At 62.7% G+C, this 26,813-nt stretch carries 26 protein-coding genes and 1 pseudogene; 10 read left to right on the top strand and 17 right to left on the bottom strand.

The features are described 5' to 3' along the window. Positions 1-4 precede the first annotated feature (4 nt). Genes BJ960_RS08845 through BJ960_RS08835 form a run of 3 tightly spaced genes read right to left on the bottom strand, consistent with a single transcriptional unit; the run spans position 5 to position 6,014 of the window. Positions 5-847: a hypothetical protein gene (locus BJ960_RS08845; RefSeq protein ID WP_185987015.1), complete on the bottom strand. Its 843-nt coding sequence runs from the start codon at positions 845-847 to the stop codon at positions 5-7. Beyond that, positions 848-5,662, bottom strand: a complete 4,815-nt coding sequence (locus BJ960_RS08840; RefSeq protein WP_185987014.1) for a DEAD/DEAH box helicase — start codon at positions 5,660-5,662, stop codon at positions 848-850. A gap of 49 nt (positions 5,663-5,711) precedes the next feature. Next, complete coding sequence (locus BJ960_RS08835) at positions 5,712-6,014, bottom strand: hypothetical protein (protein ID WP_185987013.1); 303 nt, start codon at positions 6,012-6,014, stop codon at positions 5,712-5,714. 38 nt (positions 6,015-6,052) lie between these two features. Here BJ960_RS08835 and BJ960_RS17365 point away from each other — a divergent pair. Continuing rightward, a pseudogene (locus tag BJ960_RS17365) lies at positions 6,053-6,574 on the top strand (N-6 DNA methylase); the annotation flags it as partial. 85 nt (positions 6,575-6,659) lie between these two features. Beyond that, the gene (locus BJ960_RS08825) at positions 6,660-7,499 is read left to right on the top strand and encodes an N-6 DNA methylase (RefSeq protein WP_272928787.1); all 840 of its coding nucleotides are present in this window, start codon (positions 6,660-6,662) and stop codon (positions 7,497-7,499) included. Here the strand turns inward: BJ960_RS08825 and BJ960_RS08820 are convergent. From BJ960_RS08820 to BJ960_RS08770, 11 genes are all read right to left on the bottom strand, one after another. After that, positions 7,470-7,988 carry a DUF6998 domain-containing protein gene (locus BJ960_RS08820; RefSeq protein ID WP_185987011.1) on the bottom strand — a complete coding sequence of 173 codons (519 nt, stop codon included), beginning with the start codon at positions 7,986-7,988 and terminating at the stop codon, positions 7,470-7,472. The genes BJ960_RS08825 and BJ960_RS08820 overlap by 30 nt on opposite strands. A gap of 115 nt (positions 7,989-8,103) precedes the next feature. Beyond that, entirely contained in the window at positions 8,104-8,634 is a 531-nt protein-coding gene (locus BJ960_RS08815) for a hypothetical protein (RefSeq protein WP_185987010.1), read from the bottom strand. Between the two features lie 56 nt (positions 8,635-8,690). Next, the gene (locus tag BJ960_RS08810) at positions 8,691-9,095 is read right to left on the bottom strand and encodes a hypothetical protein (RefSeq protein ID WP_221936294.1); all 405 of its coding nucleotides are present in this window, start codon (positions 9,093-9,095) and stop codon (positions 8,691-8,693) included. 159 nt (positions 9,096-9,254) lie between these two features. After that, the gene (locus tag BJ960_RS08805) at positions 9,255-9,665 is read right to left on the bottom strand and encodes a hypothetical protein (protein WP_185987008.1); all 411 of its coding nucleotides are present in this window, start codon (positions 9,663-9,665) and stop codon (positions 9,255-9,257) included. Between the two features lie 34 nt (positions 9,666-9,699). Continuing rightward, a complete protein-coding gene (locus tag BJ960_RS08800; RefSeq protein ID WP_185987007.1) occupies positions 9,700-10,137 on the bottom strand; it encodes a hypothetical protein in 438 nt (145 codons plus the stop codon). Between the two features lie 117 nt (positions 10,138-10,254). Continuing rightward, entirely contained in the window at positions 10,255-11,634 is a 1,380-nt protein-coding gene (locus BJ960_RS08795) for an NAD(P)-binding domain-containing protein (RefSeq protein WP_185987006.1), read from the bottom strand. A 248-nt stretch (positions 11,635-11,882) separates the two neighbouring features. Beyond that, positions 11,883-12,323, bottom strand: a complete 441-nt coding sequence (locus tag BJ960_RS08790; protein ID WP_185987005.1) for a hypothetical protein — start codon at positions 12,321-12,323, stop codon at positions 11,883-11,885. A 175-nt stretch (positions 12,324-12,498) separates the two neighbouring features. Next, positions 12,499-13,053 (bottom strand): hypothetical protein, encoded by a 555-nt coding sequence (locus BJ960_RS08785; RefSeq protein WP_185987004.1) that lies wholly within the window; start codon positions 13,051-13,053, stop codon positions 12,499-12,501. A gap of 27 nt (positions 13,054-13,080) precedes the next feature. Next, the gene (locus BJ960_RS08780) at positions 13,081-13,998 is read right to left on the bottom strand and encodes a hypothetical protein (RefSeq protein ID WP_185987003.1); all 918 of its coding nucleotides are present in this window, start codon (positions 13,996-13,998) and stop codon (positions 13,081-13,083) included. 18 nt (positions 13,999-14,016) lie between these two features. Next, positions 14,017-14,991: a hypothetical protein gene (locus BJ960_RS08775; protein WP_185987002.1), complete on the bottom strand. Its 975-nt coding sequence runs from the start codon at positions 14,989-14,991 to the stop codon at positions 14,017-14,019. A 50-nt stretch (positions 14,992-15,041) separates the two neighbouring features. Next, the gene (locus BJ960_RS08770; RefSeq protein WP_185987001.1) at positions 15,042-16,130 is read right to left on the bottom strand and encodes a hypothetical protein; all 1,089 of its coding nucleotides are present in this window, start codon (positions 16,128-16,130) and stop codon (positions 15,042-15,044) included. Positions 16,131-16,254: 124 nt separating this feature from the next. On the opposite strand from BJ960_RS08770, the gene BJ960_RS08765 reads away from it, so the two are divergent. Next, entirely contained in the window at positions 16,255-16,623 is a 369-nt protein-coding gene (locus tag BJ960_RS08765) for a hypothetical protein (RefSeq protein ID WP_185987000.1), read from the top strand. Positions 16,624-16,726: 103 nt separating this feature from the next. Here the strand turns inward: BJ960_RS08765 and BJ960_RS08760 are convergent, their stop codons facing one another. Both BJ960_RS08760 and BJ960_RS08755 read right to left on the bottom strand, forming a co-directional pair. Continuing rightward, positions 16,727-16,957: a hypothetical protein gene (locus BJ960_RS08760; protein ID WP_185986999.1), complete on the bottom strand. Its 231-nt coding sequence runs from the start codon at positions 16,955-16,957 to the stop codon at positions 16,727-16,729. 2 nt (positions 16,958-16,959) lie between these two features. Next, entirely contained in the window at positions 16,960-17,331 is a 372-nt protein-coding gene (locus BJ960_RS08755; protein ID WP_185986998.1) for a hypothetical protein, read from the bottom strand. A 118-nt stretch (positions 17,332-17,449) separates the two neighbouring features. On the opposite strand from BJ960_RS08755, the gene BJ960_RS08750 reads away from it, so the two are divergent. The 4 genes from BJ960_RS08750 (at position 17,450) to BJ960_RS08735 (ending at position 20,688) form a co-directional block, all read left to right on the top strand. Then, on the top strand, positions 17,450-18,220 hold the full coding sequence (locus BJ960_RS08750; RefSeq protein WP_185986997.1) for a hypothetical protein: 771 nt from the start codon (positions 17,450-17,452) through the stop codon (positions 18,218-18,220). Between the two features lie 41 nt (positions 18,221-18,261). Next, complete coding sequence (locus BJ960_RS08745; protein ID WP_307814626.1) at positions 18,262-18,870, top strand: lipase; 609 nt, start codon at positions 18,262-18,264, stop codon at positions 18,868-18,870. A gap of 92 nt (positions 18,871-18,962) precedes the next feature. After that, positions 18,963-19,280 (top strand): hypothetical protein, encoded by a 318-nt coding sequence (locus tag BJ960_RS08740; RefSeq protein WP_185986996.1) that lies wholly within the window; start codon positions 18,963-18,965, stop codon positions 19,278-19,280. An 85-nt stretch (positions 19,281-19,365) separates the two neighbouring features. After that, a complete protein-coding gene (locus BJ960_RS08735; RefSeq protein WP_185986995.1) occupies positions 19,366-20,688 on the top strand; it encodes a helix-turn-helix domain-containing protein in 1,323 nt (440 codons plus the stop codon). Between the two features lie 10 nt (positions 20,689-20,698). Here the strand turns inward: BJ960_RS08735 and BJ960_RS08730 are convergent, their stop codons facing one another. Further along, entirely contained in the window at positions 20,699-21,082 is a 384-nt protein-coding gene (locus tag BJ960_RS08730) for a hypothetical protein (protein WP_185986994.1), read from the bottom strand. A 101-nt stretch (positions 21,083-21,183) separates the two neighbouring features. Here BJ960_RS08730 and BJ960_RS08725 point away from each other — a divergent pair, with 101 nt between their 5' ends. The 3 genes from BJ960_RS08725 (at position 21,184) to BJ960_RS08715 (ending at position 26,154) form a co-directional block, all read left to right on the top strand. Beyond that, complete coding sequence (locus BJ960_RS08725; protein ID WP_185986993.1) at positions 21,184-21,567, top strand: hypothetical protein; 384 nt, start codon at positions 21,184-21,186, stop codon at positions 21,565-21,567. A gap of 287 nt (positions 21,568-21,854) precedes the next feature. Continuing rightward, a complete protein-coding gene (locus BJ960_RS08720) occupies positions 21,855-22,496 on the top strand; it encodes a response regulator (protein WP_185986992.1) in 642 nt (213 codons plus the stop codon). A gap of 1,084 nt (positions 22,497-23,580) precedes the next feature. Then, a complete protein-coding gene (locus BJ960_RS08715; RefSeq protein ID WP_185986991.1) occupies positions 23,581-26,154 on the top strand; it encodes a DUF7507 domain-containing protein in 2,574 nt (857 codons plus the stop codon). Positions 26,155-26,813: the final 659 nt, after the last annotated feature.

Here is a 26,813-nt window from a genome sequence, read left to right as displayed (position 1 = left end):
CGGGTCAGTGCTTTAGTCGGCGTAGGTTGTAGAGGCGCAGGGCATCATTCAGTACGGCAAACGATCCGAGGAATGCTGGCCCGGCATCTGCGCCAAGTTCTCCGCGCATACTGACGACGGTGCCTCTGGGATCACTTGCGATGACCGTGCCCTGCTTGGAACGCGAGAACAGATACTGCTGTTGCGCATGCGCGGCTGCGCTTCCATCGCGCCAGATTGACGCAAGAGCTAATTCTAAGGTGTCGCTGTTTGACAGTTTGCGCATATAGGTCGCAACAGCTGTGACAGCGTTTGTCTGGTTGAAGCTGAGGTAAACGGGGTCTGCTTTACCGAGAGTTTGCGCCGGGCCGCGCAGCAGCTCGATCTGTTTGGTCGCATGATCTAGAGCACCTTGGGTGTTCAATGTGACGCCCGCTGGCATCCGTGATAGCTCCTTGATCTTGTTGACTTGATCTTTGAGTTCCTGTGCCCGCATATTCAAGGCTCGCTCCTGTCGCTTCGTTCGCTTCTCCGGAGCGAGAAGGTAGTGAGCGTTCACCGCACCCATGAATGCAGTCCTGGCTACGGTCATGTAGGCGGTTGGGTACATGGCTCCAGTCGCATGAATGACATCAGCAAAGAAACCTAAATGTTCGATGGATGACGCGATGGAGTTCCAGGCAGCTGACTCAACGTCTAGCCCTACCAACCTGTCTAGGTCAAGGTCGCTACCGACCTGCGCTCTTTGAGCGGACTTGGCCCAGTCACGCCACATTCGAACCGTCTTTGCGGTCTCGTTGATGCGCGAAACCCAGCCCTGTTCATCATCAGTGATGCCGAGTGGCTGCGTCCTCTCGCCTTCGGTCATCTAAATGCCCAGCTCCGGCAAACCGTCCACGATCTTCATCGTTTCGAGGCTTACCGCGGTGATGCGGCCGAGCAGGTCGATGATGTACCGGGGCTGCCTGTGCTCGCGTGACCAGTCGTTCGGGTCGTTGACGATGCCGGAGGCCTTGTCGGTCTTCACCTGGTACCGTTCAACGATCCAGTCGAGCGCCGACCGGCTGCCGAGCATATAGCGCTGCGCGTCCTCGGGGATGCCGTCGATGTCGATGAAGTCGTTGTAACGGATGCGGGTCTTATCGTAGGCACCGGGCTTGCCGCCGTACTTCATCTTCTTCACGGCGAACCGGTCGTACTCCTCTGCCGGCGCCGCGGCGGAGACGACCTCGGTTAGCGGGTACGGCTCCACGTCCTCGTAGCCGATGTGGAGCTTGCTGAGCTTGCGTCCGGCACCGGCGAACGCGGTGAAGCGATCTGTGCCGGGAACCAACGGGATGCGTGGGAGCTGCTTCTTCAGGTCGGCGGCGTATCGCTCTCGGTAATCCGGTGAATGCAGCAGGCCGTAGACGTAGAAGAAAATGTCGTCTTTCGTGACCTGCGGTCCGTACTCACTCTGGTACTGCCCTAACGCCCAGTCGGTGATGTTGTCGACGCGCTCCGGCTGATCGAACAGCGAGTTCGCGTCCGGCCGAGTGTACGAGTAACGGGCGAAGAACTGGCCCTGGCCAGAGCCCCAGAACGAGAGATCAGGAATCTGAGCGGTTTCGAGCACTGAGAACTCCTTATCGTTGCCCGCACCGACGAGATAAAAACCATGGTTTGACTGGTTGGGAGGGAACAGCGAGGGCATACTCCTGATCCGCTCGATTGTCTCAGGATTTAGATTTAAGTATTGCTTGTTGAAAGGGCGATATGCGGCGAGCCTGATGTCTGGCTCACCGGTGCTAAGTGACCGGCCAGCCGTAAGTCTCTTCTTCAGGTTCGCTGACCAGCTGATCTCATCGGCACTCAGCGAATTCGGGTCTTTAGACCCGCTGTTGATTAGCTCGTTAAAGTTGCGCGCCATCGTGGCTGCCTTCTGACTGACCGAGCTCTCGCTGCTCCCGTAGACCCAGGCGTCTCGGTTTGATGTCAGGCCAATGGAAGAAAGCTTAAAAAGGGTGTTGGCCTCGGACACCCCTCTAGCAGTGGCTACAAGGGGGTCGTACTGCTGAAATGCGTCTGACCTTTGATTGATCCAGTCACCGTTCGCATTCGGTTCCACGCGTTCCCATTTGAGCCCCTGAATTGTAGCCTCATCAATGATTCGCAATTTCTCATCGCGACTGAGGTAATCACCTATGTCTTTGTAATGCAGAGTACCTACGGTAACCGTACCGGGCCGTTTGATGAGCAGTAACACGGCCACGGTGTTGCGTGAGCCAGAGTCGAAGATTTTGCCGCCTTCTTTGCGACTCTGCTCACCTGCAGTGCGTTGGTTCCCTCGCAGGTTGTAGACATAGATGTCATGGAACTCGCTGCTCAGTGATTTTCTCAGGCCATCTGCAGAAGTCGAATCAATGTATCCACCGTTGGACACATAGCAAACGATGCCACCTTGGCTTGAATTCAGGATTCGATTTGAGGCCCATCGAATTGCCCTGACATACGAGTCATATAGGGATCGCGGGCTTGTGCCGGAAGAGGCTTCAACGTAGGTGTTTCGGATGCTGCGGTCAAGGGACGGGTAGTTTAGATTAGCGTTATCATCATTCTCGTTCCGCTGCCCGACGGAGTACGGCGGGTTGCCGACGATGACGCGTATGTCGAGGGCGTTCTGTTCTGTGAGGCGCTCGTTGTTACCGGTGAACATGCGGTCGTCGATGACATCGTCAGCCTCGGAGCTCTGGAACGTGTCGGTGAGGACGATGCCGCCGAACGGTTGGTACTCTGCGTCGCCGGCGTGCTCTTTCTGGAGCCCGTGGAACGTGGCCTCGATGTTGATCGCGGCGATGTAGTACGCCATGAGCAGGATTTCGTTGGCGTGGAGTTCTTCGGTGTATTTGCGGAGCAGATCCTGCGGGTCGATGAGCCCGGACTGCAGGAGGCGCACGATGAATGTGCCGGTGCCGGTGAACGGGTCGAGCACGTGCACGCCCTCGTCGCTGAGGCGGGCGTCGAAATGCAGTCGCAGCGCGTCATCAACGGCGCGCAAAATGAAGTCCACGACCTCCATCGGGGTGTAGACGATGCCCATGCTCTCGGCGACGCGGGGGAACGCGAGCTTGAAGAAGCGCTCGTACAGCTCGGTGATGATCTTCTGCTTACCTGCCGCGTCGGTGATGCCTTCGGCGCGCACTCGGACGCTGCGGTAGAACTCGTCGAGGCCGGCGGTCTCGGAGTCCAGGTTGTAGCTGTCCATCTGGGTGAGCATGCGGTCCATGACCCGTGAGACTGGGTTGCGCTGAGAGAACTCGTAGTCCTCGAACAGTGCGTCGAATACCGGCTTCGTAATCAGGTGCTGTACGAGCATGTCCACGGCGTCGTCGCGGGTGATGCCGTCGTTCAGGTTCGCTTGCAGCGCTTCGTGGAAGTCTTCGAACTCGGTCGCGGCGGCGGGAGCGCTGTCCAAGATCGTTTTGATGCGAATTGTCTGGCGCTCGGCGATTTCCTTAACATCTGCCGCCCAGTCTTCCCAGTAGCGCCGGTCACCGACCTTCTTCACCATGCGGGCGAAGATCGCATCCTGCCATTCGGCGGCGTTCGCCATTGAGAACAGCGCCTGGCTGGTGTCCTTGTCGGAGGCAGCGGTCGTGTTCCCGCCGCGCTCGTCAGTACCGCCGCCAATGCCGATCACGTCGATGCGGTCGTTGGCTTTCTTGTCGAGGTCGATCTTGTTGATCATGGCCTCGAACCGGTCGTCGTGTGCGCGGAGTGCCTGCAGCACGTCCCACACGACCTTGTACTTCTTGTTGTCGTTGAGCGCGGTCTCGGGATCCTGCGACGCGGGCACGGCGATGGGCAGGATGATGTAGCCGTACTCCTTGCCTTCAGCGCGGCGCATGACGCGGCCGACCGCCTGCACAACATCTACCTGCGAGTTGCGAGGGTTCAGGAACAGCACCGCGTCGAGACTGGGTACGTCCACGCCCTCGGTGAGGCACTTCGCGTTCGTGAGGATGCGGCATTCGTCAGCTGCTGCGCCGGCCTGCAGCCAGTCGAGGCGGGCGGAGCGCTCGAGCACGTTGAATGTGCCGTCGACGTGTTTGGCCTGCATGCGGAGAGCTGATGCGCCTTCCTTGGCGTTCATCAGCAGCTCCTGCCCGATCACGTCGAGCTGGTTCGCGATGGCCTTCGATTCCTTGATGTTGCGGGCGAACGCGACCGCGCGCTGCATGGGTGCGGTGTCGGTGATGGAGAGCTGTTCGCCGTTGACGCCGCGCTTGGAGAGACCGTTCCAGCAGCCGACGATGCGAGCCACGTCGTCAAGGTTCATGTCGCCTTCTCTCGCCAGCAGTGACTGGAACGAGGATGCGACGGATTCTTCATCGACCGCGAGGATGAGCACCTTGTAGTCGGAGAGGTGCCCCATCTCCACAGCGCGGCCGAACCCGAGGTGGTGGAACTCGGGGCCGTACTGCCCCTCGTCATCCATCGAATAGGTGAGGATGCCGTCCTTGGCTGCCTTGTTCTTCGAATCCTCGACGTACACGCGCGGGGTCGCTGTCATGTACAGGCGCTTCTTCGCCGCAAGATAGCTGTTGTCGTGCACGCGCACGAACGCACTGTCATCGCTTCCGGGCTGCGAGATACCGGTGGTGCGGTGCGCTTCGTCGCAGATGATGAGATCAAACTCCGGCAGGCCAAGCTCCTGCGCCTGATGGATCACGTCGATTGACTGGTACGTCGAGAACACGACGGAGATCGTTTCCGCGCCGGTCGAAATCTGGAAGCGATGGAACAGCTTCGCCGGGTCGGTGGTCGCGGGGAACCCGAGGTCGTGCATCGACACGTCCTCGTTCTCTTTACGCCCCACAGACTTATCTGAGCACACCGCGAACGGGCGGATCGGCTGGTCAGCCTGCGCTGTCCACTCATTCAGGGTCTGCTGCAGCAGTGCAATAGATGGCACCAAGAACAGCACGCTGCCGCCGACAGGCACGTACTCTTCGACGAGCTTCAGCGACGTGAACGTCTTGCCGGTGCCGCACGCCATGATGAGCTTGCCCCGGTCTCCGGTTCGGAATCCGGTGATCACATCGTTGATGGCCTCGCGTTGGTATTTGCGCGGCTCCTTGCCTGCGGTGCGCACTAGATTCTCAGGCTCCGCCGGGTTGAAGAGCGACCAGTCGATGCGTGACTCGGCTAGGTTGTTGAGATCGACGCGCTGCACCGGCTTCGTCTGGTCATTGAGTGCCGCTTCCGCGTGTCGGGACCAGTTGCGCGCGGTGGTGACGATCATGCCGTTGGCAAAAGGCTCCTTGCCCAGCTCCGTGAAGAAGGAGTCAATCTCTTGCTTCGGGAGTGACGCGGCCGGATCGTAGAACTTCGCCTGAATCGCCGTCAGCTCGCCGGTGTAGCGGTCGCGGGCTACGAGGTCGATGCCGGTGTCGGGGCGCCCGGCGCGGTCGGGCCATTCCTGCCACATCCACACGTCAGAGAAGAGATCGACGTACTTCGGCTCGGTCTGAAGGTAGCTCTTCAGGAACCGCTCGAACTTCGTCCCTTTGTCGCGCTCGCTCGTCGCGCTGAAATACATACTGTCGAGAAGATCCCACAGCGTGACCTGCGGGCGAGCGGGGGAAGTTGCCGGAGCGTCATTGCTCGAAGCATCGTCGGTGGAGACAAAAGAAACGGCCATACCTCCTATCTTGGCCTATCCCGTAAGGTCTTCTCGGGCGTGTCTACTCTCAGAACGGCGCATCACCTCGCCGCCATCCGTCGTCGCGCCAGCCGCGCATAGCCTCGAAGTACGCTGTGTCGTCGTCACCCACGACTTCGCGCACGATCTGCGCGCGCTCCGGCGGCGGTACGACCTCCTCTGGGTCAAAACCAAGGCGCTCGTAATCCGGTGGCCAGTCATCGAATGACCGCACCACGTCTGCGCCACCGTCGGAGACGAGGGTGAGTCGTCCGTGGGGTGCGGTGCGCGGTTCCCGCGGGGCGTTGGTATTAACCGGGGTGAAGTGAGGGGTACGTCGTTTTCGTGTCATGCCGTACCCAATGCGCGGTCCCTCGATACGCTGGCCAGATGCCCGCCCCGTCTCCCGCGCGAAAGCTCTATCTGCTCGCTGAGCGGCATAGGGCACCCCGTGCGCAGATCATCGGCGCGGTGGCTGAGCGGCTCGCTCGAGACCTCGGTGCACCGGTGCCAGCGGCGTTGGCAGCCCTGCACCCAGAGCAGCTCTCCACAGCCTGCCGCTCAGAATTCGACGCCCTGTTCGACCGGCACCCGCTCGCCGCCCACGACGACCCGCTGGGCTGGGTGATCGAAGCTCTCGAAGGCAGGCGCGCGCATAGGACCACCCATCAGACGCCGCCCGCGCTCGTCCGGCTCATGCTCGACCTCGCGGGTGATGTCACAGGAACCGTGTACGACCCTGCGGCTGGAACCGGAGCCCTGCTGCTCGCGGCCGCCGCGCGGAACCCCGGCGTGACCCTCGTTGGGCAGGAGATCGACCCGGTGAGTCACGCGTGTGCTGCGATCAACGCCGAACTCGCAGGCATAGAGATCAACCTCGGGCGTCCAGGTGACACTCTCTCTGAGCCGCAGCATCCAGCGCTCGCAGCGGACCTGGTGCTGGCGAACCCGCCGTGGAAACGATTGACGAACAGGGCGTGGGTCGAGCACTGCCTCTCTGCGCTCACCGCCGACGGCCGAGCGGTGCTTCTGCTGCCAGCCAGCGTGTGCACCGATCAGCAGGGGGGGCTGGACAAATTATCGCAAGCAACTCATTACATCGGGACTGCTCCGCCAAGTCGTTGCTCTCCCGCGAGACCAATTCAGGGGCACCGCAGCGCCTGGCGTGATCTGGATGATCGAACCCGCTGTCCCGGCGGACGGCGTGCTGATGGTCGACGCGCGCAACTGGGAAGGCGGAGTGCTACCCGCTGGTGTGCTTGTGAGCGCTGAGGAGATCGGCGGACGCGGATGGCAGCTGAATCCGGCAACGTACTCGGGTGACACACCGGCGGAGCAGGTGCTGCGCGACGTAGCGGACGTACAGCCGTCACCGAGCGGCGAGATTCTGGGGTCGCGGCACTGGCTACCGGAGAGCGAGGAAGGCGTGGCCGTCGTGGAGGCACGCAACCTTGACGGCCTGGTTATAGGAGAGATGCGCCGGGTATCTGCTGAAGATGCGGAACGACTAGCGAAGTATCGGGTCGTACAAGGGGATGTGATGATCGCTCGGCGGGGGAGGCTGCACCGGGTGGCCGTCGTCGGCGAAAAGCACGCAGGCGCTATCTACGGGACATCGGTGATCCGAATTCGGCCGAGGGATGGTGTCGATCCGGCAGCGTTGGTCAAGATGCTGCGCTCGCCGCAGGCTCAGAAATGGTTAGCGGGGCGGAGCACCGGGAGTACGCTGCCGCACGTGACGGCGGCGATCATAGGTGAGGTGCCGATTACGGGCGTCGAAGCAGTAGAGAGAGCTGTGAAGTCAACGTCACAGCGCGGGGGAGTTCAGCTGGGGTGATGCTCCATCGATACGCGCATAGGCTGCATGCATCTCGGCGGTTACGTCCGTCCCCAGGGATCGGACTTGCGTCAGGCTTGGCTGCCGTCCAGCAACGTGAGGCACGAACCTGACGTGCTGCTCGATGTGGTCAGCCACGACCTCGTAGGCCTCTACTATCTCGAACTCCGCGTCGAAGACTAGGAACACGGCCGTGTGGTAGTCCGCGCTACGGAACGGGCTGAACCGCGCCCCGGCTCCGGCTGCCCGGTTGGCCATTGCTTTGACTTGTATGCGCTGACCTGCCGCGGACGTGATGTCATGCGACTTCGTAGAGTTGGGCTCGAGCACTCCGCCGCGTGCCAACCAGACGACGTGCTCAGCGATGTCTCCGAGGGGCTTATTGTTGGTGCGCACGAGGTCGCGGCGCCGCAGTTCGGTCACGATGCTGGCCTCCAGGCGCAGCAAATGCTTCACCGGCAGACGGGTAACGTCAGGCAGATCAGTCATCAGGTCTCCTTCGGTGATCAGCGTGCCAGACTTGCTCGGGCAGAGGACTGCCAATTTTCCCGCGGAGAGGCGCGACACCTCGACTGCGCCTCGGTGAGTGTGGTGCCATGCAGAATCAGAAGTCTCGCCATTCCTCGATGTAGGCCAGTCGTTCCCCGCCCTCGCCGCTGCCGACAAACACCTTGCGGATGACATTCGAACTCTCCGTGAACGCGGCAGCAGTATCTACGGAGACAAGGCCCGCATCGCGAACGTACGCAGGAGCGGTGCCATCCGATTTGGTCTCTCGATAGTTGCTATTCAAGATCAGCTCCGAGTCACCGGGAAGCTCGACGACGGCGTACGAGCTCGCCGATTTCAGCGTCTTACCCGAACCTGATCGAAGTACCCGCGCATCCTCGGGCAATGAGACCTGGCCCATGTCCTCGATGGCCGCACGAGTGAGGCTCTTGCAGTCGTGCGAGTTGAAAGAGAGGCATGAACCTCGATCGGTCGGCTGATACACGACGAAATTCCAGGCCAGGCTCCCCGCCCCGATCAGAGCGAGGATCGCGGCGACTGAAAGAGCAACGGTAATCAACACTTTCGACCGACTAAAAGACCGGCGCTCAACCGTCGTCTCGACGAAATCTAATTGCTCACGCATCTCGGTACTGTACCAATCTCGCCTGCGGCGGAAACCGGTCAGTTGTTCCTGGCTGACTACTCAGCCCAGGTTAGCGGAGCGCGGGCCACGACCGGCTGCATGCACGCCTCAGTCTCGGCATCGATTTGGGTCCAGTCGAGATGCAGCACGATCTCGTGAAGGAAATGGCCGCTGTCCGCTGCAGGCATGGTGGCGGTCGCGAAGCCGTTCTCATCTGGCGTGATCATTCCACCGCCTGACCGGCCCCCGGTGTCAAAGCAAGGATCGTCGCCTCGGGGAGCGAGGGCACCGCCGGGCGTCAGATGATCGTATGGCGTGACGAGATCGAAGAATTCCACCGTCGCAAGCGGGGTCGTAATCCCGAAGTCATCGGTGAAATCCTCGAGCTGCACCTTAACCCTTCCCGTCGTCTGCCCATCAACAGAGGTGAGAATGCCAGTTGCTGTGCGGTTCTCTGCCACTGGTGTGACTGAGCTGGTCTTTTCCGGCGACTGGTGCTGAGCGCTGCCGTAAGAAACCGAGGTTCCGGGTTCAGGAGCGCAACCCGAGAGCGCAACAACGGCCAGGACGCACGCTGTGAGCGCCGCGGGAACCTTAATCAACGTCATGACCTGAGCTGGTCAAGCGTCGCGAAGCCAGAAATCTGCGGCGACTTCTTCCCAGCCCTCGCCATCGAAGTCTGGCTTAGTGCCGTAAGCATAGAACCGGTCACCAATACTGACCGCGAAGTACGTGTCCGTAGAGCAGCCGCCAATGATGTCCTGCCCCACGGGCGAGACCGGGATCAGGCAAGTGAAGTCGGGATTATCGGCGTCCGTGGCTGTATAGAAGGAGGCGTCGGCACCCTCCCAGACGAGGCGAGCCGAATCAACATCAAAGTTGGTTGTGCTCTCTTCGAGGATCGGCATCAACGCATCAACCTCTCGCGGCTGCACGTCCACCGATTGCTGCGTATCAGAAGCGGCAGCGCAGCTCGGAGTAGCAAACAGCGAAATAGCGGCGACCGCGACAAGTGTTGAACGGATCCTCATGGCCTCATCATAGTCCGCACCCGGGGCGAGTCGCTTACTCCTCTGCTCCGAGCGCGGCGAGACAGTGCTGTACCTCGCGTTCGTGGGGTTGGAGCGAGCGCCAGGCCTCCTGTTGATAGGTCCTCTGCTCGCTCGATACCTCATCGGGGTGGGCCAGGGTCGAGTTGTCGAGACTCTCAAACCCGGCCGCTCTGAGTTCCTGCGCGGCGGTCTTGACCGATGCATTTGCGCAGGGTTCAGCCGGAGAATCCCAGGGGTTCTGCTCCTGGGCTGAAGAGGCCTCTGCACTGTTCGAAGGGTCATTTATGCCAGTCGGGAGCGCGCCGAAGGCAACGAGTCCAAGGCAAACCGCAGCAAGACCTGAGCCAGCGAACAACGCAAATCCCTTTGCTTCTCGAAAACTCATCGGATGCTCCAACCTGTCGCGAACCGCCTCAACTACTCCAACCTCGACCTTAGTCCTGCGGCCCACGTCCCGCCGCCTTAACGGACGCTGTCCCAGCTGTACTCACTGAGACAGCGCCCGTCGGACGTAACCGATCAGCAGATATGCCGACCGGCCCTGCCGATATGAGAACTCAGCGGTCCGTCAGAGTGATGTGGCTGTTGGAGTAGGAGTCACATCCTCGGAGAGGTATCGTTCCAGGCTGTCGTCGAGTTCCTCGATCCAAGGAGTGTGGTGCTGCACGGCGAGCGTGCCGGTCATGACGGAGCGGTAGCAGCGGTCACGGTAGCCCATGATGTCCTGCTGCTTGTCGTGCTTCCATGCTATGAAGATGTTCACTACCTCGGCGACATCGAACTCCGGGTAGTCGGTCTGACGCAGCAGGTCGAGCACGTAGTCGCCCTGGAACGCGATCTCGGCCTCAGCATCGGGGATCGCGAGGAACCGTTCGTGCCACGCTGCGATCGAGGCCTCACGTTCCGCTGCATTGGGGAGCGGGGCGGTGCCGAGGATGAGGTCGCGAACGTACCATGCCTGCACATCGAACATGTTGAAGGTGAACCACTGATCCTGCGCACCTACGTAGAACAGTGACGGGTTGTCCTGCCAGACGACGCCACGGTAGAGGCCTTCCGGGTAGACGGTGTTCGGCCCGCTGAGCGCGAGATTCTCCGGGAGGTAAGGATACTTGTGCTGGTAGCCGGTGCAGAAGATGACCGCGTCGATGTCCTTGGATGAACCGTCTGCGAAAACGACAGTGCTGCCGTTGAAATGGTCAATGCCTGGACGTTCCTCGAAGCCTTCCGGCCAGTCGTACCCCATCGGTGCGGTGCGGTAGGACGCGGTGACAGACGCGGCACCCATCTTGTAGGCCTGGCTACCGATGTCCTCAGCGGAGTAGCTGGAACCGATAACAAGCACGTTCCGATCCTTCAAGCTCTCAGCACCGCGGAAATCGTGTGCGTGCATGATCGCGCCCGGGAACGTTTCGATGCCCGACACTTCAGGAGTGTTCGGGTAAGAGAAGTGCCCACTCGCCACGATCACCTGGTTGAAGGTTTCAGTGGTGGTGGCTTTCGTTGGCAGGTGCTCGCTGATCAGCGTGAACATTGCGGTGCCTTCGTCGAACGTGACCATGCGAACCACGGTTTCGAAGCGCACGTACTTGCGCACGTCGGTGCGCTCAAGACGGCCGGCAATGTAATCCCACAGCACCGGGCGCGGAGGGTATGAGGAGATCGGTCGGCCGAAGTGCTCGTCGAACGAGTAGTCCGCGAACTCGAGTCCCTCCTTTGGGCCGTTCGACCACAGGTTGCGGTACATGCTGGAGTGCACGGGTTCGCCGTGCTCGTCGAGGCCGGTGCGCCAGGTGTAGTTCCACTGGCCGCCCCAGTCTGACTGCTTCTCAAAGCACACGATCTCCGGGATCTCAGCGCCAGCCTGCTCCGCAGATTCAAACGCGCGGAGCTGAGCCATACCGCTCGGGCCGGCCCCAATAATTGCTACTCTCTGTTTTTCGCTCAAGTAATATTCCTCACTCAGTTCATCTCGTAGCTTGTTGCTCGCTTCGGGCAGAACGGACCTATCTCAGGCCAAGCGGATCGGCAACACAGGGCACGATACGCACATCGTTTCCAGCCGCCAAAGTCGTCGCTGAGTAGGAGAAAAGTCTCAAACCACCGGCACGAACAACAGATCAACCGTATCAGGCGCCCAAAAACGCGGTCCCGGCGATGAATACCGTTGCGACCGCATTCGCCAACCTTCTCTTGCTAGCGTGCGAGCTTTCGGGCTGTTGCGCGTGTCGCACACCACCCCAGGAGCGCCGCCACCGCAGCGACGATCGCTGAACCTACGAGAAGATATGGCAAAAGGAAGACAATGAGCATGCCCATCGACGCGACCATGCCGAGGCCCGCGAAAACGGCGTTGATGATGATGCCACTCCATACAGACCGGGTGACAACTGCGGACGTGTCGAGCCCGTCCAAGAGTGTTCCTTCTGCTGCGCTGACACCCTTTGCGAGCCGCACGGCGGCGGTGATGCCGGGGATCGATGCGACGAGCACGGTAACGGTCACGAACACCGGAAACATGCCCGATGGTGCCTCATTGCCGAACAGGGTGAAGAAGCTCGCGAGGAACACGGCAACCGCTGCGACAGTACCTGCGAGCAGGCCGAGCGCGCGCTCGATTCTCTCGTCAGCGGGCACAACTTGCCTCAGCAAGGAACGGACTCATCATGTCTATAAGCCTAGCTGGGGTAATGAGCCGGAGCTGTGGCCGAGAGCTTTCACGCGCTATGACGCGTTCCTGCCGTACCGCGGTCTGAAGCAGCGAACCCCGCAACTTAAGAGGAGCTGCGGGGTTCATGCGGGAAGAAAAAGCTCAGTAGTTGAGTGCAATGTTGATGAGTTCGCCCGATTCCAGATCTACGAGGCCGGCTGCCTCCCCGCTCTGACCGGCACCCGAGAGGAAGATTCCGCCCTTCCAGCCCACAACATCCGGCTCTAGGAGGTAAAGCTCAGTGCCGGCTTCACGGGTAGGGGCAACCGAGAAGTATTCGTCGGAGCCATCCCCAGCATCGGTGACAACGGGCGCATCGGCCAGAGTGGCGGCGAAATCGGCAGCCGAAGGAACGGCAGCGCAGTCGATGTTGAATTCGACGGGGCCAGCAAAGTCGAACGCGCCGCCGCACTCCTCGAATTTCGCGGCTACGGCGGCATCGATGGCGGCGATGTCGTCTGCTGTGAGCGTGTGGAGTGTGCGCCCGGAGGTTCCCTGGGGATGCGCGGGCGGTGTCGACGAGGGTTCGGTCGGTTTGACCGTGCCCGTCGGCTGTGGTGTGGACGGTTCTTCTGCTGACGAGCAACCAGCGAGCAGGAGTGCGGCTCCGGCTGCGAGTGCCGCTGCGGGAAGTAGGTGACGGGGTGATCGAGACAAGATGTCTCCTCTCTGTAGGGGGTTTGTCTAGGTGGCGAAAAGCTGCTCGAAGAAGCCGGGTGCAGGCACCTCCGCCCTCGTGGGGTGCTCAAACCGCGGCGCGGGGTGGAGGCCGGGGATTGGCGCGCGTGAGTCATATTCAGCGGAGTAGTCGCAGAGCGCCCAACCGCTCGGCCTGCGGATCAGGGTCACCGTGCCTTGGCCGTTCGGCGGGCGAACAACGAACGTCGCGCCGACATGGTTCGTGCGCTTGCCCCTCTTTGCGATCTCAGCCTCGGCCGCAATGGTCTGCCGGTGGAGCCACATCCCGCGGTCATGCGGTGCGGTCTCGGCAGCGACCATTCCCGCATCGGCAAGAGCGGCGGACAAAGCCTCCAGATTCGCAGGATTTACGAGCGGCGCAATTGCCATCGCCCGCTCGTGAGCGATCCGATCCGCCTCCTGCGCAGCGCGAACCTTTGGCGCGGGCTTAGCGCCAGGCCTCGACCACTCCGGGTGCTCCTCAAGCAGCCGCTGCGCCAGTGCCTCCCGTGCGGTGATGCCAGTCGAGAAATCCCGCAGGTTGTACCGCTTTCCGCCCGGAGCTTGTGCCACGAGCAGCGCGTACTGAGTCTCGGCCTTGCGCACGGCCTCCTCGTATGGCTCCTGCGCATCGCGGAGCAGTTGGCGGTGACGGCGCAGCATTTGCTGCCGCGCCGTGAGCTCTGCGTCCGGGCTAGCATCCGCGAGGTTACCCAGCTCTCCTGCAATCTCCGCCTCTCGGTCTGCCATCGCCCGGTGGGCAAGTCGCCCACGGACAAGGGCTGCATCGAGTGCCGCACCGCGCTGCGCGAGACTGCCGGTATCTCTAGCGATGGCCGCGTGGATCGCTGAGATGGCGGTGGTGACTGCGCCAGCGGTGTGGGGCGTGCAACGTCTGCCGCCGTCTTTCTTGCTTTGGCACATAGTGAGTCCTCTCGTCAGTTAGGCTGCGCAGCCCTGGTCGTGAATGGCGCGGGCGGCGGCGTCGGATTCGGGGGTCATGGCATAAGCGGGATCCACCTCGCCGGGGCGAGCCAGCTCAGCGCGGTCAGCACCCAGGTAGAGGACGGCGTACGAGCTGGTGACAGCCTCGCTCTGGTTGCCGGCTTCGGCGGGGTCCGGAGTTCCGCAACGCTTGAAAATCATCTGGTGGGCGAGCTCGTGGCGCACCGCCGCGTCGAGGTACAGGTCGTCGTCGGGGATGGTTCCAGTGACGATCCAAACGTCGTCTGAGCCCGGGCAAACGAAGGCGGCCGCTGCTCCGCGTATCGGTTGATCGCCGCAAGCTGCGGCTTCGGTGGTCGTACGGCGGACGTGAAAACCGGCGTCAGATATGAGCTTCTCGACGGCGGGCCGGTATGATCCGGAGCTGTCTTGTGCTGCGGGGGTGCCGGTGATCCGCTTCTCAGTAGCGACGATTTCGGTGGTCCGCTCTAGCTCCTCTACGGCCGCGGCGACCGCCTCTAGCTGAAGCTCCGGCACCCCGGCGGCACTGCCTAGGTTGACCTGCGAAAGCATGGCCGCGGTGGCCTCGGCGAAGTCTGAGCGCCAGAAGAGACTATCGCGCTCCGAATCAGCTTCGGCCAGCGCCGTCTGTGGCCCGGCGAGCAGTTCGTCGTACGCAGACATGCGCTCCGTGGCGCGGCTGACCGCAGCGTCGAGGTCGGTAAGGGCAGGGGTGCGGGCGAGCGCACCGGGCTGGCTGGCGAGGTCAAGGATATGTTGTGCCTCCGCGAGGTCTGCGACAGCGGTGCCGCGTGCGGTCTCGATGGTTTCGATCTTCGCGGCGAGCTTGTCGCGCGCCTCATCGAAAGCGGCGACGCCCTGCGCATGCTGATGGAAGATCACGCCACCAGCCGTCGCCCCGGTGATGAGCGCACCGGTTACGGCGACGGCCAGCAGCGTTCTGGTCTTCATGGATACCTCCTATGTATGAATGCGCGGTGATGATGGTCTGGGAATCGGCGTTAGCCGAGGATCAGGCGAGCCAGCTCCTGGCCTTCTGCGGTGCAGCCGTAGACGGAGCCTGCGTAGCCCCACTGGTTAGCGATGCAGTCGGCAGCGCTCTCGGCGTGGGCGATCTGCCACTCGTAGCCGTGAGTGTCTGCGATAGCGCTGTATCGGTCGTTATGCCGGGAATGGGCGCTTTCATGTGCCGCCGTGTAGCCGGCGCTGGGGGTGCACCACGCACTGACATCCGAGCCGGAGCTGAGGCTAACAACTCCGCGTGTTCCTCCGAGTTCGACAATCCCTGCGGTGGTCTGTCCGCGAACGCCGAACAAGTCCGCCCAGACGACTTGTGCCCCGGATAGCGATGCGACCAGTGCCTCAGCCTGTGCACGGCAGCTGCCGCCGGTAGCCGGGGCGGAGGTGCCCTGCGACTGCTGCTGGGGCGCGACGCTGGGGGAGTAGGTGGTCTGGCTGGCCGCTTGCTCTGAGGCTGCAGCAGCCTCCTCGGCTGCCAGTGCGGCTGCCTTCTCGTCTGCGGCCTTCTTGTCGGCAGCGGCCTTCGCATCCATCTCCGCACCCACGGTGGCAGTGGCCTCCGCGAGGTCGAGCTTGCCCGCAGCCACGGTCTCAATGCGTAGTTCGTTGAAGCTTTCGCCGAGGTCGTCCGCCTGCTCGCCAATCGCGTGGGGGAGCCAGCTGTGAACGTCATCGGAGGCGTTGGCCTTCTTGGTCGCTGCGGTCTGAGTGTCGAGCGCCGCGAGCTGAGTCCTAGCGCCGGCGATTGCGTCGGTAAGTTTGGCGAGTGAATTCTCTGCAGGCAGCGCACCCTCTGCTCCCGCCTGCTCTGCCACCTTCTCCGCTGCCGTGATCTGCTCTACCAGCTCCGACCGGGTGGTCTCGGTGATGTCGAGCTGGCCGTCGATCAGCCGGTGTGCTGTGGCGACGCGGTTAGTCTGCGTGGCGTGAGCGTCGATAACCTGCGGGATGCCGATGGTAGCGGTCGCGATCAGCGAGGCGGATGCGGCGTAGGTGATGCCGCGGGTGACGCGGTGGCCTGCGTAGTAGCGGAAGGCCTGGCGAATCTCGGCGAGGGTGACGGTGCTCATGGTGACTCCTGGTGTCGTGTCAGCGAAACTGTAAGCGTTTGCTTGTAAATAAATTCAACCAGGTCCCGTTGCTAATTGCAACCGTGGGCTTGTAATTGTTTTGTAAATCTGCGAAACTCTCACCATGACCACCCCTGCCCGAATTGCGCCCGGCGGCGAATCGCGCGAGTATCTCGTGATGTCGCTCAGTGATCTCACTGGGGGCAATTACCTCTCGACCGAGGATGTCTGCAGGGAGCTCGAAATCACGCGATCCGCCCTCAATGTGCTGACGCACGAGCAAACTCACGGCGGGCGCGGCTATGGGGAGAAGCGGGCCGATGGTGAGTGGGAACAGAAGCTACCGCTGTCCGATCGCGCCCGGCTGCTCCCGGCCCCTATAGGGATGCTTCTCCGCTCGCTCGTCTGGCGGGGTGATGAAATTCGGGCCATCAAGGATGAATTTCGGGCGCTCGCCCCGAGGCGCGGCCGGCGCGCGAAGTCAGACAAGTAGCCCGCGGCTGTCATTCATCATTGCGAAAGCCCCCGAGCTGTCGGAGGCTTTCTGGTTTTGGCGACCTCGGAGTGAATCGGCGAGGGTGCCGGTGGGTGTATCTCTACGGCATAAGCCCGGCCTCGGCGATCCGGTCGAGCCAAACCTCGGCCGTCGCCTCGTCGAGCGGGTGCTGATCGCGGTCGCGGAGCCACGTCTCAAGCGTGGATGCGTCGGGGAGAGTCTCGCGGGCGACGGTGGCCGGGATGTCCGACTCGTGGCTGATTAGGTCTGCGAGGGCGCACTGCAGATCGACGACCTGGTCGCGCGCGGTCTGGTGGGTGGCGGTGCTCATGGTCAGATCAGCTCCTCAAGGGTCGGTACGTGAGAGAAATGACGGCTTTCGGTCTCGTGAAATAGGTCGGAGAAAATGCCGTAAAACGTGCCGTGCTCCTCACCGCGCACTGACTCCTCGTCACCCTCATCAAGGCAGTCGCATTCAAGCTCGACAATGGCGTCGGCGTAGAGGGAGGGAAGATCCCATGCGGTGCTCACCACGTCATACAGGGTGAGGTCGTGCTCGTCGAGATCGTCGGCGTCGAAATCCGCACCGAAATCGGGGCCGTCGGCTTGCTCGCTCAGCGCCTCGACGATTGAGGCCTCGGCTTCCGATTCTGTGTCGTATACCTCGTAATCGGGGTGGCAATCGTGCCGGGTGACGGTGCTCATAATATGCCTTTCGATCGTGCGCCCATTGGAATAGTAAGCGCTTACTTGCAATTAAATCAGGAGTGGTCTATTATTGCAAGTAACCGCTTGCAATATCTCAGAGTTTGAGGAGTCAGATATGAGCAGCACCCCGCCCGCCGAGACCCTCTCGCTCGACCAGGCCGGTCGTGGCGTGCAGGTCGCACTGACTGTCGCGCTGATGATCGTCGCCGTGAGCGCTTTCGTCCTCGGCGCGCTCCCGCTGATTTCAATTGCGAAAGAGTGGGCGGGCCTCCCGACCGGCGTGGCTGCGCTGTTGCCTGTGGTGCTCGATGCTGGTGCAGTAGCGGCGGCGCTGGCTGCAATCGTGCGTCACACCCGTGGTCAGCGCGCGACTCTGGAGACCGCGCTCCTGCTGCTCACTGTCGTCGTGTCCGTGTGCGCGCAGGTCGTGCATGCGTGGCAGATCGAAGGCGGCGTGTGGGAGCCACGTACCGTGATCATCGCAGCCGCCCTCGGTAGCGCCCCGGTGATCGTCCTGCTCGCCAGCCACGCCGCGATTAGAACACTGACCCCACCCCGCCAGAAGGCGAAGCGCGCCGGCCGCCGCACCGCTCCCGCAGCCGTGAAGCCCGCATCCGCAGCGCAGGCCAGCGCGTCGGCGAAGGCACCAAAGCCCGCCGGTGCGAAGCCCGGGGCTGCACCGAAGCCGCGTCCCGAGCCACCCGCTGATCTGCCGGAACGGCTGGCAGACGAGACTGACCTCGACTACGCCGTTCGGCTCCACGTCGAGCACGGTTTTGGGCAACGCAAGGCTGCCGAGCTGGCGGGTACGACTCGGTCGAAGCTCGAAACCCGGCTCAAGCAGCGCGCTGCGACTGAGACCGACCAGCCAGCGCTGGCGGCGTAAGCCATCGGCCATCGGCACGACGTACCGGAGGAACAGCACTCGTGAGAACCGTCCCCGCAATCGCAGCCCTCGTGGCTGGCGTACTCCTGCCGGTGGCCGGTGTGGCCGAAGCGGCGCAGGCGGCGACCCCTCGGTACGAGATCGAATGCCTTGATATTCAGCCTCCGCAGACTCTCGTGACGGCCGACGCCGAGCCTGCCCGCGTGCCGCTGTCCGCACCCACCGTGGCGGTGGTCGAGCCGAGCTACGACTGGCGGGCGGCAGTGGAGATGGCGTACGTCGAAGTTGGTACGTCGCGACCTACCGGGTGGGCTGCGCCGGGCGAGTGCATCGAGAGTGCCAGGCGGTGGGTGAATGCCGGTGGTGGGGGCTGGACTGGCGGAGGCAGCGTCCTCGACAACTACGCCGGAGCGACGCGGCACAGCGTTGGTGAGGCCGTGCCTGGCGATGTGATCCAGTATCACGCCGACGGGGCTGAAGGCGCATGGGCGGTCGGCGTGCACACCGTGTTGGTGGCCGGGGTGAACGGCGACGGCACGCTGCGGATCGTCGAGTCGAACAACCCCGGCGGTAGCGGGCTTGTGAGTGCGAACGACCATTGGACGCCGCAGCCGCCCGCGAGGTTCCACGCCGTCGCGTGGCGGTTCTGAGAGGCGGCCGTGTGGCATCGGCGACCGGCGGGTGAATTAGTGAGTGAGTGGAGGAAAAGTGGGGAGTAGTGAACTATCTGAAGAACAGAAAGATGATCGAGATGTCCGTCACTCCGCCGCCTGCAGCTGCGCCTACGGCAACCATTCAGCGCCGTCACCGCCGGCCCAAGGTCACCCCGGCCTCGCAGATCACCACCACAGCTTGTCCAGCGCTTCGTCTACGGTCTGCCCGCCGACACGGCTACGGCTACCTCGCCGCTGTGCCCTACGCCCCGTTGTCTGTCGATCCGCTAGCGGCGCAGCGGGAGGGCGGAGCCCGGGAGCTCGCCGTCAGCTCGATCATCGGTCTGCCGACCGTGGTGCTCGCGTGCCCCGGCAGCGCCACCCGGTTCGCGGAGCGCCGCACGTAATACGAACAAACCCTTTTGGCGCTCCGCTCCGCACGCGCCAAAAGTGAGTTCGACAACTGCGACTACCTAATCCCGGAGGCTTCCGATGGACACTTCACCGTTTCGCACCTGGCTCGCTGGTGCTGCGCACCGCTACTCCACTCGCGAGGCGCTGCTCTACGCCGCCTGTGCTTGGGCTGGCGCTCGGATGCCTGACCTCTCTGCTGTCGATCTGTACTACGCGCAGAAAATCGTTCTGAAGAACGATGCGTTCTCCCTATCTAGCGTCAGGGCTGCTGTCGCCCGGCTGGCCGCGGAGCGGGGCTCCGTCCACTCTCTCCCCGCCCTGGCCCGCGCGGCGCGGCGTGTGGTGGCGCTCGCGGTGGTGCCGCACCTCGGCGTAGGACAAAGACGCCAGGAGATCGTGCGTAGAGCCATCGTCGCCATCGGCCTGACCTGGGTCGCTGAGGCTGCGAGGCGCGAAACGATGACCCACGTGATTGTGAGTAGCAGGTGGCTCGCGAGTCAGCTCGGGACGTCGCAGCAGAATGCTCTGAACGTGATCAACATCCTCAAGCGCGAAGGCATCCTCGTCGGCGAGAAGAAGCTCCGCGACGGCCGCACCCGCGCCTACCGGCTGCGCAGTCTCTACCGCCCGGAGCGCATCGCCGGCGAACTGGCATGGGCGAGCGACGCTGACGAACTCGTGGCGTGGGTAACGCAGGGCAAGGCGCCGACCGCGGGCAGTCTCGCCGACGTGCTGGCTTCTGCCGGCTCCCCGGTCTGGACGCACCCAAATGCGGCGGTTCATGGTGCCTGGCTGACGGCTGTGCGTGACGCTATGACCCCGCGCGCCAGAGAAGCCAGGCAGATCGCCCGAGAGCTGCGGGATCCCAAGGAGGCCACCCGCCGCCGCCGTGCGCTGGCCAGCGATCTCGACCTACTGCTGGCCTGGCCGAAGATGATTGGCGCTCCGGCGCGCCCCGCTGCCGCACGTTCCTGGCTGGCTGAACGCCTGGCAGACCGGCCGATGGTCGAATGGCTGGCGGAGGTGGCTGAGGAGAGCGGCGCTGCTGCTGCGGCGGACGAGAGGAAGGCGGCGGCAGCAGCGGCCAGGCGTGCCAACCGGCGAGCGGCGGATGCGGCGACCGGCGGGGGTCGCAGCTACCGCACGCCGGAGGAGACGGCGGTAGCTATGCTGCAGCGGGTGGGCGATCGCCCGGCTGATCTCGACGAGGCGCGGGTCTGGCTTGGCCAGGTGGCGGATGCGTGGGAGCGTATCGGTGACCGGGCGACGCTCGCGCAGAAGGCCGCAATGCGCGAGGCCGTGCGGCGGGTGCTCGTCGGAGCGGGGATGGCTGACGAGCGTGCGCAGGTCGCGGCAGACCGAGTGACTGGCGCGCGGCGAGAGGAACGGATGGCGGCGTGATCGCAGCTGCTTACTCGCTGTAATACCTCTGCAGCCCGACTTCAAAAAGCTCCCCACCAAAGAGAAGCTGCCCCGCGCCGATTCCGATGATGCTCGCCGCGACTACTGCGATCAAGCCGTACGCGAGGCCAGGCAGCCGCCAGCGCTGCCATCCAAGCGGCATGAGAATTGCGAGGCCGATGACGTGCGCCATGATCAGCGGGATGCCTCCGAACGTGAGCGCGAATCCATCCATCGTCGTACCTGCGGTCAGCGCCTTGCCCTGATCGGTCTCCGCCTCAAGCTGAGCTAGACCGTACCAGCACCAGGCGAACACTATCACCAGGATGCCGATGCCTGCGAAGAGCCAGAATTTAGTGGCCGAGCGCTCGGGAACAAAGGCGGTCGTGGTCATGGTAATCAGAGTATCCGGCAACAGCGAGGTGATGGGGTGATCGAGGGCCGCGCATTGGTCACTCATGCCGCCGGACGGTCTGGCGGCGGGAGGAGTGGGTGATGGGTGAGACGGAGACAATTCAGGTCGTCGAGGGCTGCGAGGCAGCACCGGGGCTTTGGACGGTGACGACAGTGAGTGGCAGCGTCTACTGGGTAGCGGTGGCCGGTGACGGCTCGGCGACGATGATCCGCGGGCGAGCTGAGGTGCCTGCTGATCCTGAGTTCGGGATACCAGGGATCGAGCTGCATGGCGACGGCGAGGAGCTTGAGCTCGTGTCGTGGAGCGCTCGCGTAGGGCCTGACGCGGGCGCTGTTTTCGTCTACTGGGCTGAAGAGCGTCAGAACATGGTCGAGCGCAGCGGGAGTATCTACGCGGGTACGGTCCGTAAGACCTCGTCCGTGGTGGCTATTGAGTACTCGCCAGTTTCGAAGGATGCGCTCTGAGCGGCTAGACACTCATCGCGTTCGCTACGTACATGAGTAGTACGTAGCGCGGAGGGTTGACGCATCTGCTGATCGCCGGACCCCGGTGGACTCCCGGTCCTCAAAGCCGTGCCTGCTGCGCATACGTTCTGCGTGACCCCCACTGGGGGTCATTCGCACTGCGTCGGATCAAGCGTCGAACAAATACGGGGTTCGATGGTTCGGGGGAGTCGAATGTCTCGGGGGCATCAGGGTCTCTGGCGTGGAGCATCAAGGAGTCGGATGTGCGCGTGCACAAGGTTGTGGTCGTGGAGGACCATCTTATGCAGCGCAAATACGTGACAGCGCTCCTCGACCACCAACCAGATTTCCGCGTCGTGTATGCATGTGAAGAGCTGCCTGAGCTTATGGAGTGGATGGAGACCGCAGACCGGAACATGCTTCCAGATCTCGTGCTCCTCGATCTGATGGTCGACCGGCGCCCGCACGCAGACCCGCGAATGGCGTCGAAGCTCATCGCACATCACCGCTACCCGGGACCCAAGGTGGTCCTCTTTTCTGCTCTCACGTCACCGCCGCTCGCGAGGCGAATGATCCAGGTCGGCGTGCACGGGGCCATTGGAAAGCGCGACAGCGAAGCGAACATCCTGCAAGCCGTCAGAGCGGTGTTGAGCGGTGAGTGGTGGGTGTCTCCTGAACTTGCTGAGCTCATCGCGGACGATCCGAAGCGGCCAGCTTTGAGCGAGCAAGAGGAACGTGCGCTCGCTCTGTACGCGTCGGGGTCATCGATCGAGGAAGTTGCGGCAGCCATCGGCGTCAAGACGAACACCGTGAAGAAATACTTGCAACGAGTGAGGAACAAGTATGCCGCCGCGCAACGTCCACTGAACTCTCGACTGGATCTAGCGAAAGCCGCCGCCGACGACGGGTACCTCGCCGCTGTCGGGTGAAGAACCTGCTGACCCCTGAGCAATGACCCCCGGCGGGGGTCAAATGGGCTGAATGCTGGAAGGCCTGCGATCGCGACGCCTAGCTTTGGGAATGGGGGAGCGGACCGCTGTCCCTGGCTTGACGGCTGGGGCAGTGGTCACACGGAGGATCCTGGGGCTCGCGCCCTGAGGCCTCTCTTAGTCATGCCCTTTTGGCGTGAGCGCTCTTCTCGTTTGTACCATCACCGTCGCTGGCGGCACTTTCTCGCCGGCGGCACGAGCGAAAAGGAATCACATGGAGGACAGATTGTTGAGGGGCTCGCCGAGCTCCGAAGTTCCCGAGGAGGTGACATTGGCTACTCAGGAGCGTCGACGCGGTATAGGCCGCGGGGTGAAGAAGTCTGCTGCAGTGGCTTTGGTCTCCTCGCTGATGATATTCGGCAGCGTTACGGCTGCCCAGGCGGTGCAGTCGGAGATTGACCCGGCTCCGAACCCGGCAATGCCTGCGCAATGCGCGCTCGACCTTGCAGTGAGCCTTGACCTGTCTAGCTCAGTCAAGGACCCACAGCTTCAGTTGATGCGCGATGGCGTTGCCGAGCTTGCCGAATCGCTTAGTGACTATCCGGTGCGGCTGTCGCTACACAATTTTGCCTCGAACGCGCCGGCAAGCGATGATCCGAGGAACGCGCCACTGCCTTTGACGGCTCTTGATGATGCTGGAATTGACAGTATGTCGAACTGGCTGCAAGGTTTCCAGAGGGGCGCGTCAGATCAACGTGCTACGAACTGGGACCAGGCGTTCGCTGCGGTTGAAGCGACCCCTGAATCGTATGATGCGCTGCTCTTTGTTACTGACGGTTCCCCGACTCAAGCAGGTAACCCTGCAGGGGAGATCGACTTTACCAACGTTCCGATCATCACTGCTGCAGTAGAGAGTGCGAACTCGCTCAAGGCAGCTGGCACACGAATCGTTGGGGTTGGGCTCACGGACAATATCTCCAACATGGACGAGTTCCGTGAGCATATGTCGCAGGTCTCGGGGCCGGTAGAAGGCAGCGACTATCTGACGTCCAACTTCGAAGGCCTTTCCGATATTCTTCTGGAATTGATTGCTGAGAATTGCGCCGCAGCTCCCGCGATCAACCTCGTTAAGACCGGGGTTCTTGCCGAAGGCGACGCTGGTGTAGCGGGCGATACGGTCGAATACTCGTTCACCGCTACTAACACAGGTATTCTCACGCTGACGGATGTCGTGATCACTGACCCGAAGCCGGGCCTGTCTGATCTCATCTACTCGTGGCCCGGTGAAGCCGGCGTGCTTGCGCCTGGTCAGCAGGTGACTGCAACCGCGACGTACACGATCATCGAATCGGACGTCGACAACAAGATCATCCAGAACTCGGCGACTGTGTCAGGTAACCCGCCCACGGGTCCTCCGGTCACCGATGAGGACGATGCAGAAGTTGTCCTTCCCGACAACCCGGCAATTGATCTGGTGAAGACTGGCACGCTCCGCGGTTCGGGCGTTGCGGGCGACACGGTGGACTACGAGTTCACGGTGACGAACACCGGCGATGTTGTCCTCACTGATGTGACCGTTATTGACGAGCTCGAAGGGCTCTCGGAGATCGTCTTCGGTACTTGGCCCGGCGAGGCTGGCGTGCTTCAGCCCGGAGAGCAGGTCACGGCTACGGCGAGCTACGTCCTCACTCAGGCAGATGTGAACGCAGGCGGCGTTGACAACGTCGCGACCACGACCGGCAACCCGCCCACGGGCGACCCGGTGGAAGACGAAGACGACGTAACGGTTCCGGTTGATCCGGCGGCCGCGATCAGCCTCGTCAAGACCGGTGCGCTCGCAGAGGGCGCAACCGGCCAGGCAGGCGACACTGTCGAATACACGTTCACCGCAACCAACACCGGGAACGTGACCCTCACGGACGTGTCTATCACGGACGAGCTCGAAGGCCTGTCCGAGGTCACCTACGGTGAGTGGCCGGGCGAAACCGGTGTCCTCGCGCCAGGCGAGCAGGTCGCTGCTACGGCAAGCTACGTTCTGACCCAGGCTGATGTGAACGCAGGCCAGGTTGAGAACACCGCGACCACCACGGGCAACCCGCCCACCGGCGACCCGGTGGAGGACGATGACATTGAGATCATCCCCGTGGATCCCGCACCCGGCATCGAACTGGTGAAGACCGGCGGTCTTGAAGACGGCGCAACCGTCGTTCCGGGCGACCTGATCGAGTACGAGTTCACTGCCACCAACACTGGCAATGTCACCCTCACGGGCGTCACGATCAGCGATGAGCTGGAAGGCCTGTCGGAGATCGTCTACACCTGGCCTAACGAAGCTGGTGTCCTCGCACCGGGTGAGCAGGTCACTGCGACCGCGAACTACGCTCTGACGCAGGCCGATATCGATGCAGGTAACGTCCACAACTCGGCGACCACCACTGGCAACCCGCCCACGGGCGACCCGGTGGAGGACGACGACGAAGAGGACGTGCCGCTCCCGCAGCTGCCCGTCATCGACCTGGTGAAGACCGGGACCCTCGACGGCGCAGGCGCAGCAGGTGACACCGTGAACTACACGTTCACCGTCACCAACACCGGCAACGTCACTCTGACCGGCGTCACGATCACCGACGACCTGGAAGGCCTGTCGGAGATCACGATCGGCGAGTGGCCCGGTGCTGCCGGTGTCCTCGCTCCGGGTGAGCAGGTCACCGCGACTGCAAGCTACGTGCTGACGCAGGCAGACGTGAACGCAGGAAGCGTCGACAACATCGCGACCACCACTGGCAACCCGCCCACGGGCGACCCGGTGGAGGACGAGGACGACGTGACTGTACCTGTGACCCCTGGTCCGGCAATCGATCTGCTGAAGTCGAGCAGCCTTCCCCAGGGTGCAGGGTCCGTCGCGGGCGATCAGGTGAACTACACCTTCACCGCTACGAACACCGGCAACGTCACCTTGACCGATGTGTCGATCACTGACGAGCTGGAAGGCCTGTCGGAGATTGTGTACACCTGGCCGGGTGAAGTCGGTGTCCTCGCTCCGGGTGAGCAGGTGACTGCGACGGCGAGCTACACGCTGACGCAGGCTGACGTGGACGCTGGTAGTGTCGATAACCACGCACTCGTCACCGGCACGCCTCCCACGGGCGACCCCGTAGAGGATCCGGACGAGGAGAACACACCGCTGCCCCAGGCGCCGGCTATTACCCTCGTGAAGACCGGGAAGCTGAACGGCGACCAGATCGCATACACCTTCACTGTCACCAACACCGGCAACGTCACCCTCACCGGGGTGGAGATCACCGATGAGCTCAAGGGCCTGTCGGAGATCACCTACGGCTCCTGGCCGGGCGAAGCCGGCGTGCTGGCTCCGGGTGAGCAGGTGACAGCTGCGGCGAGCTACAAGCTCACCAGCGCCGACCGTGATCGCGGGTATGTGGACAACCACGCCACCGCCACCGGCAACCCGCCCAGCGGAGACCCAGTGCAGGCAGATGACGATGAGAAGATCACCGTCGGAGCCCTCGCTGTCACCGGCGGGCAGGGCTTCGGTACCGTGGGCTTCCTCGCGGCCGGCCTGCTCCTTGCCGGCGGAGTGCTGCTCCTGGTGCGCAAGCGCCGCGCGGTAACAACCGAGGCGACCGCTCAGCTGAGCTAGCCTCCATCAGGTGAAGTGCCAGCCCCGGCGCTCAGCTCACATGCTGATCCGGGGCTGGCACCCCACCTCGTCGCGATATCTTCGCGGCCAAACCCTCAGACTCACCACACCTAGCGGCGCATCTTCGCAAACTCCCCCCTTGCGCGAAGCTTCCCCGCGTCGCAGGTGTGGTGTCAACGCCGTCTGATCGAATTCTCCCAGGGTCATGACAACCCCACCTTCGATCATGAGACGGCACCCCGTGCAGCCCTGAATCCCTTTCCCCGAAGGCGATCCAGGGCTGCACTCCTTTATCGGCAAGGCCGTAGATAGGCTGGCGGAATGAGCTCAATCCAGCACTTCGGTGTAAGCGTCAGGACGAGCGGCAAGTATTCGCCTCAACTCGAGCGCAGAGAGTACCTGCAAGCCTCCACGAGAGTGAGCAAGCCTGGCTATTACCTCGAAGGAGCTGCGACTGGCAGAATCACGCCGGATCGATTGGGCGAGCTTTTTGCTGACCCCACTACTTGCGTTGAGTACTCTGCCGGGTGGGTAGCTTCTTACGGCGAGCGGGCTACCCGCACATAGCGCCAGGGCTGACTCAATGATCAGCGAGGCCGCCGCATGGCTGAATGCCGGTGGCGACTTCGGCGGGTCAGCGGGAATGGAAGGATAAACAC

The sequence above is a fragment of the Leucobacter aridicollis genome (assembly GCF_013409595.1).
GTDB classification, from domain to species: domain Bacteria; phylum Actinomycetota; class Actinomycetes; order Actinomycetales; family Microbacteriaceae; genus Leucobacter; species Leucobacter aridicollis.
This window is presented reverse-complemented; position numbering and strand designations above follow the sequence as displayed.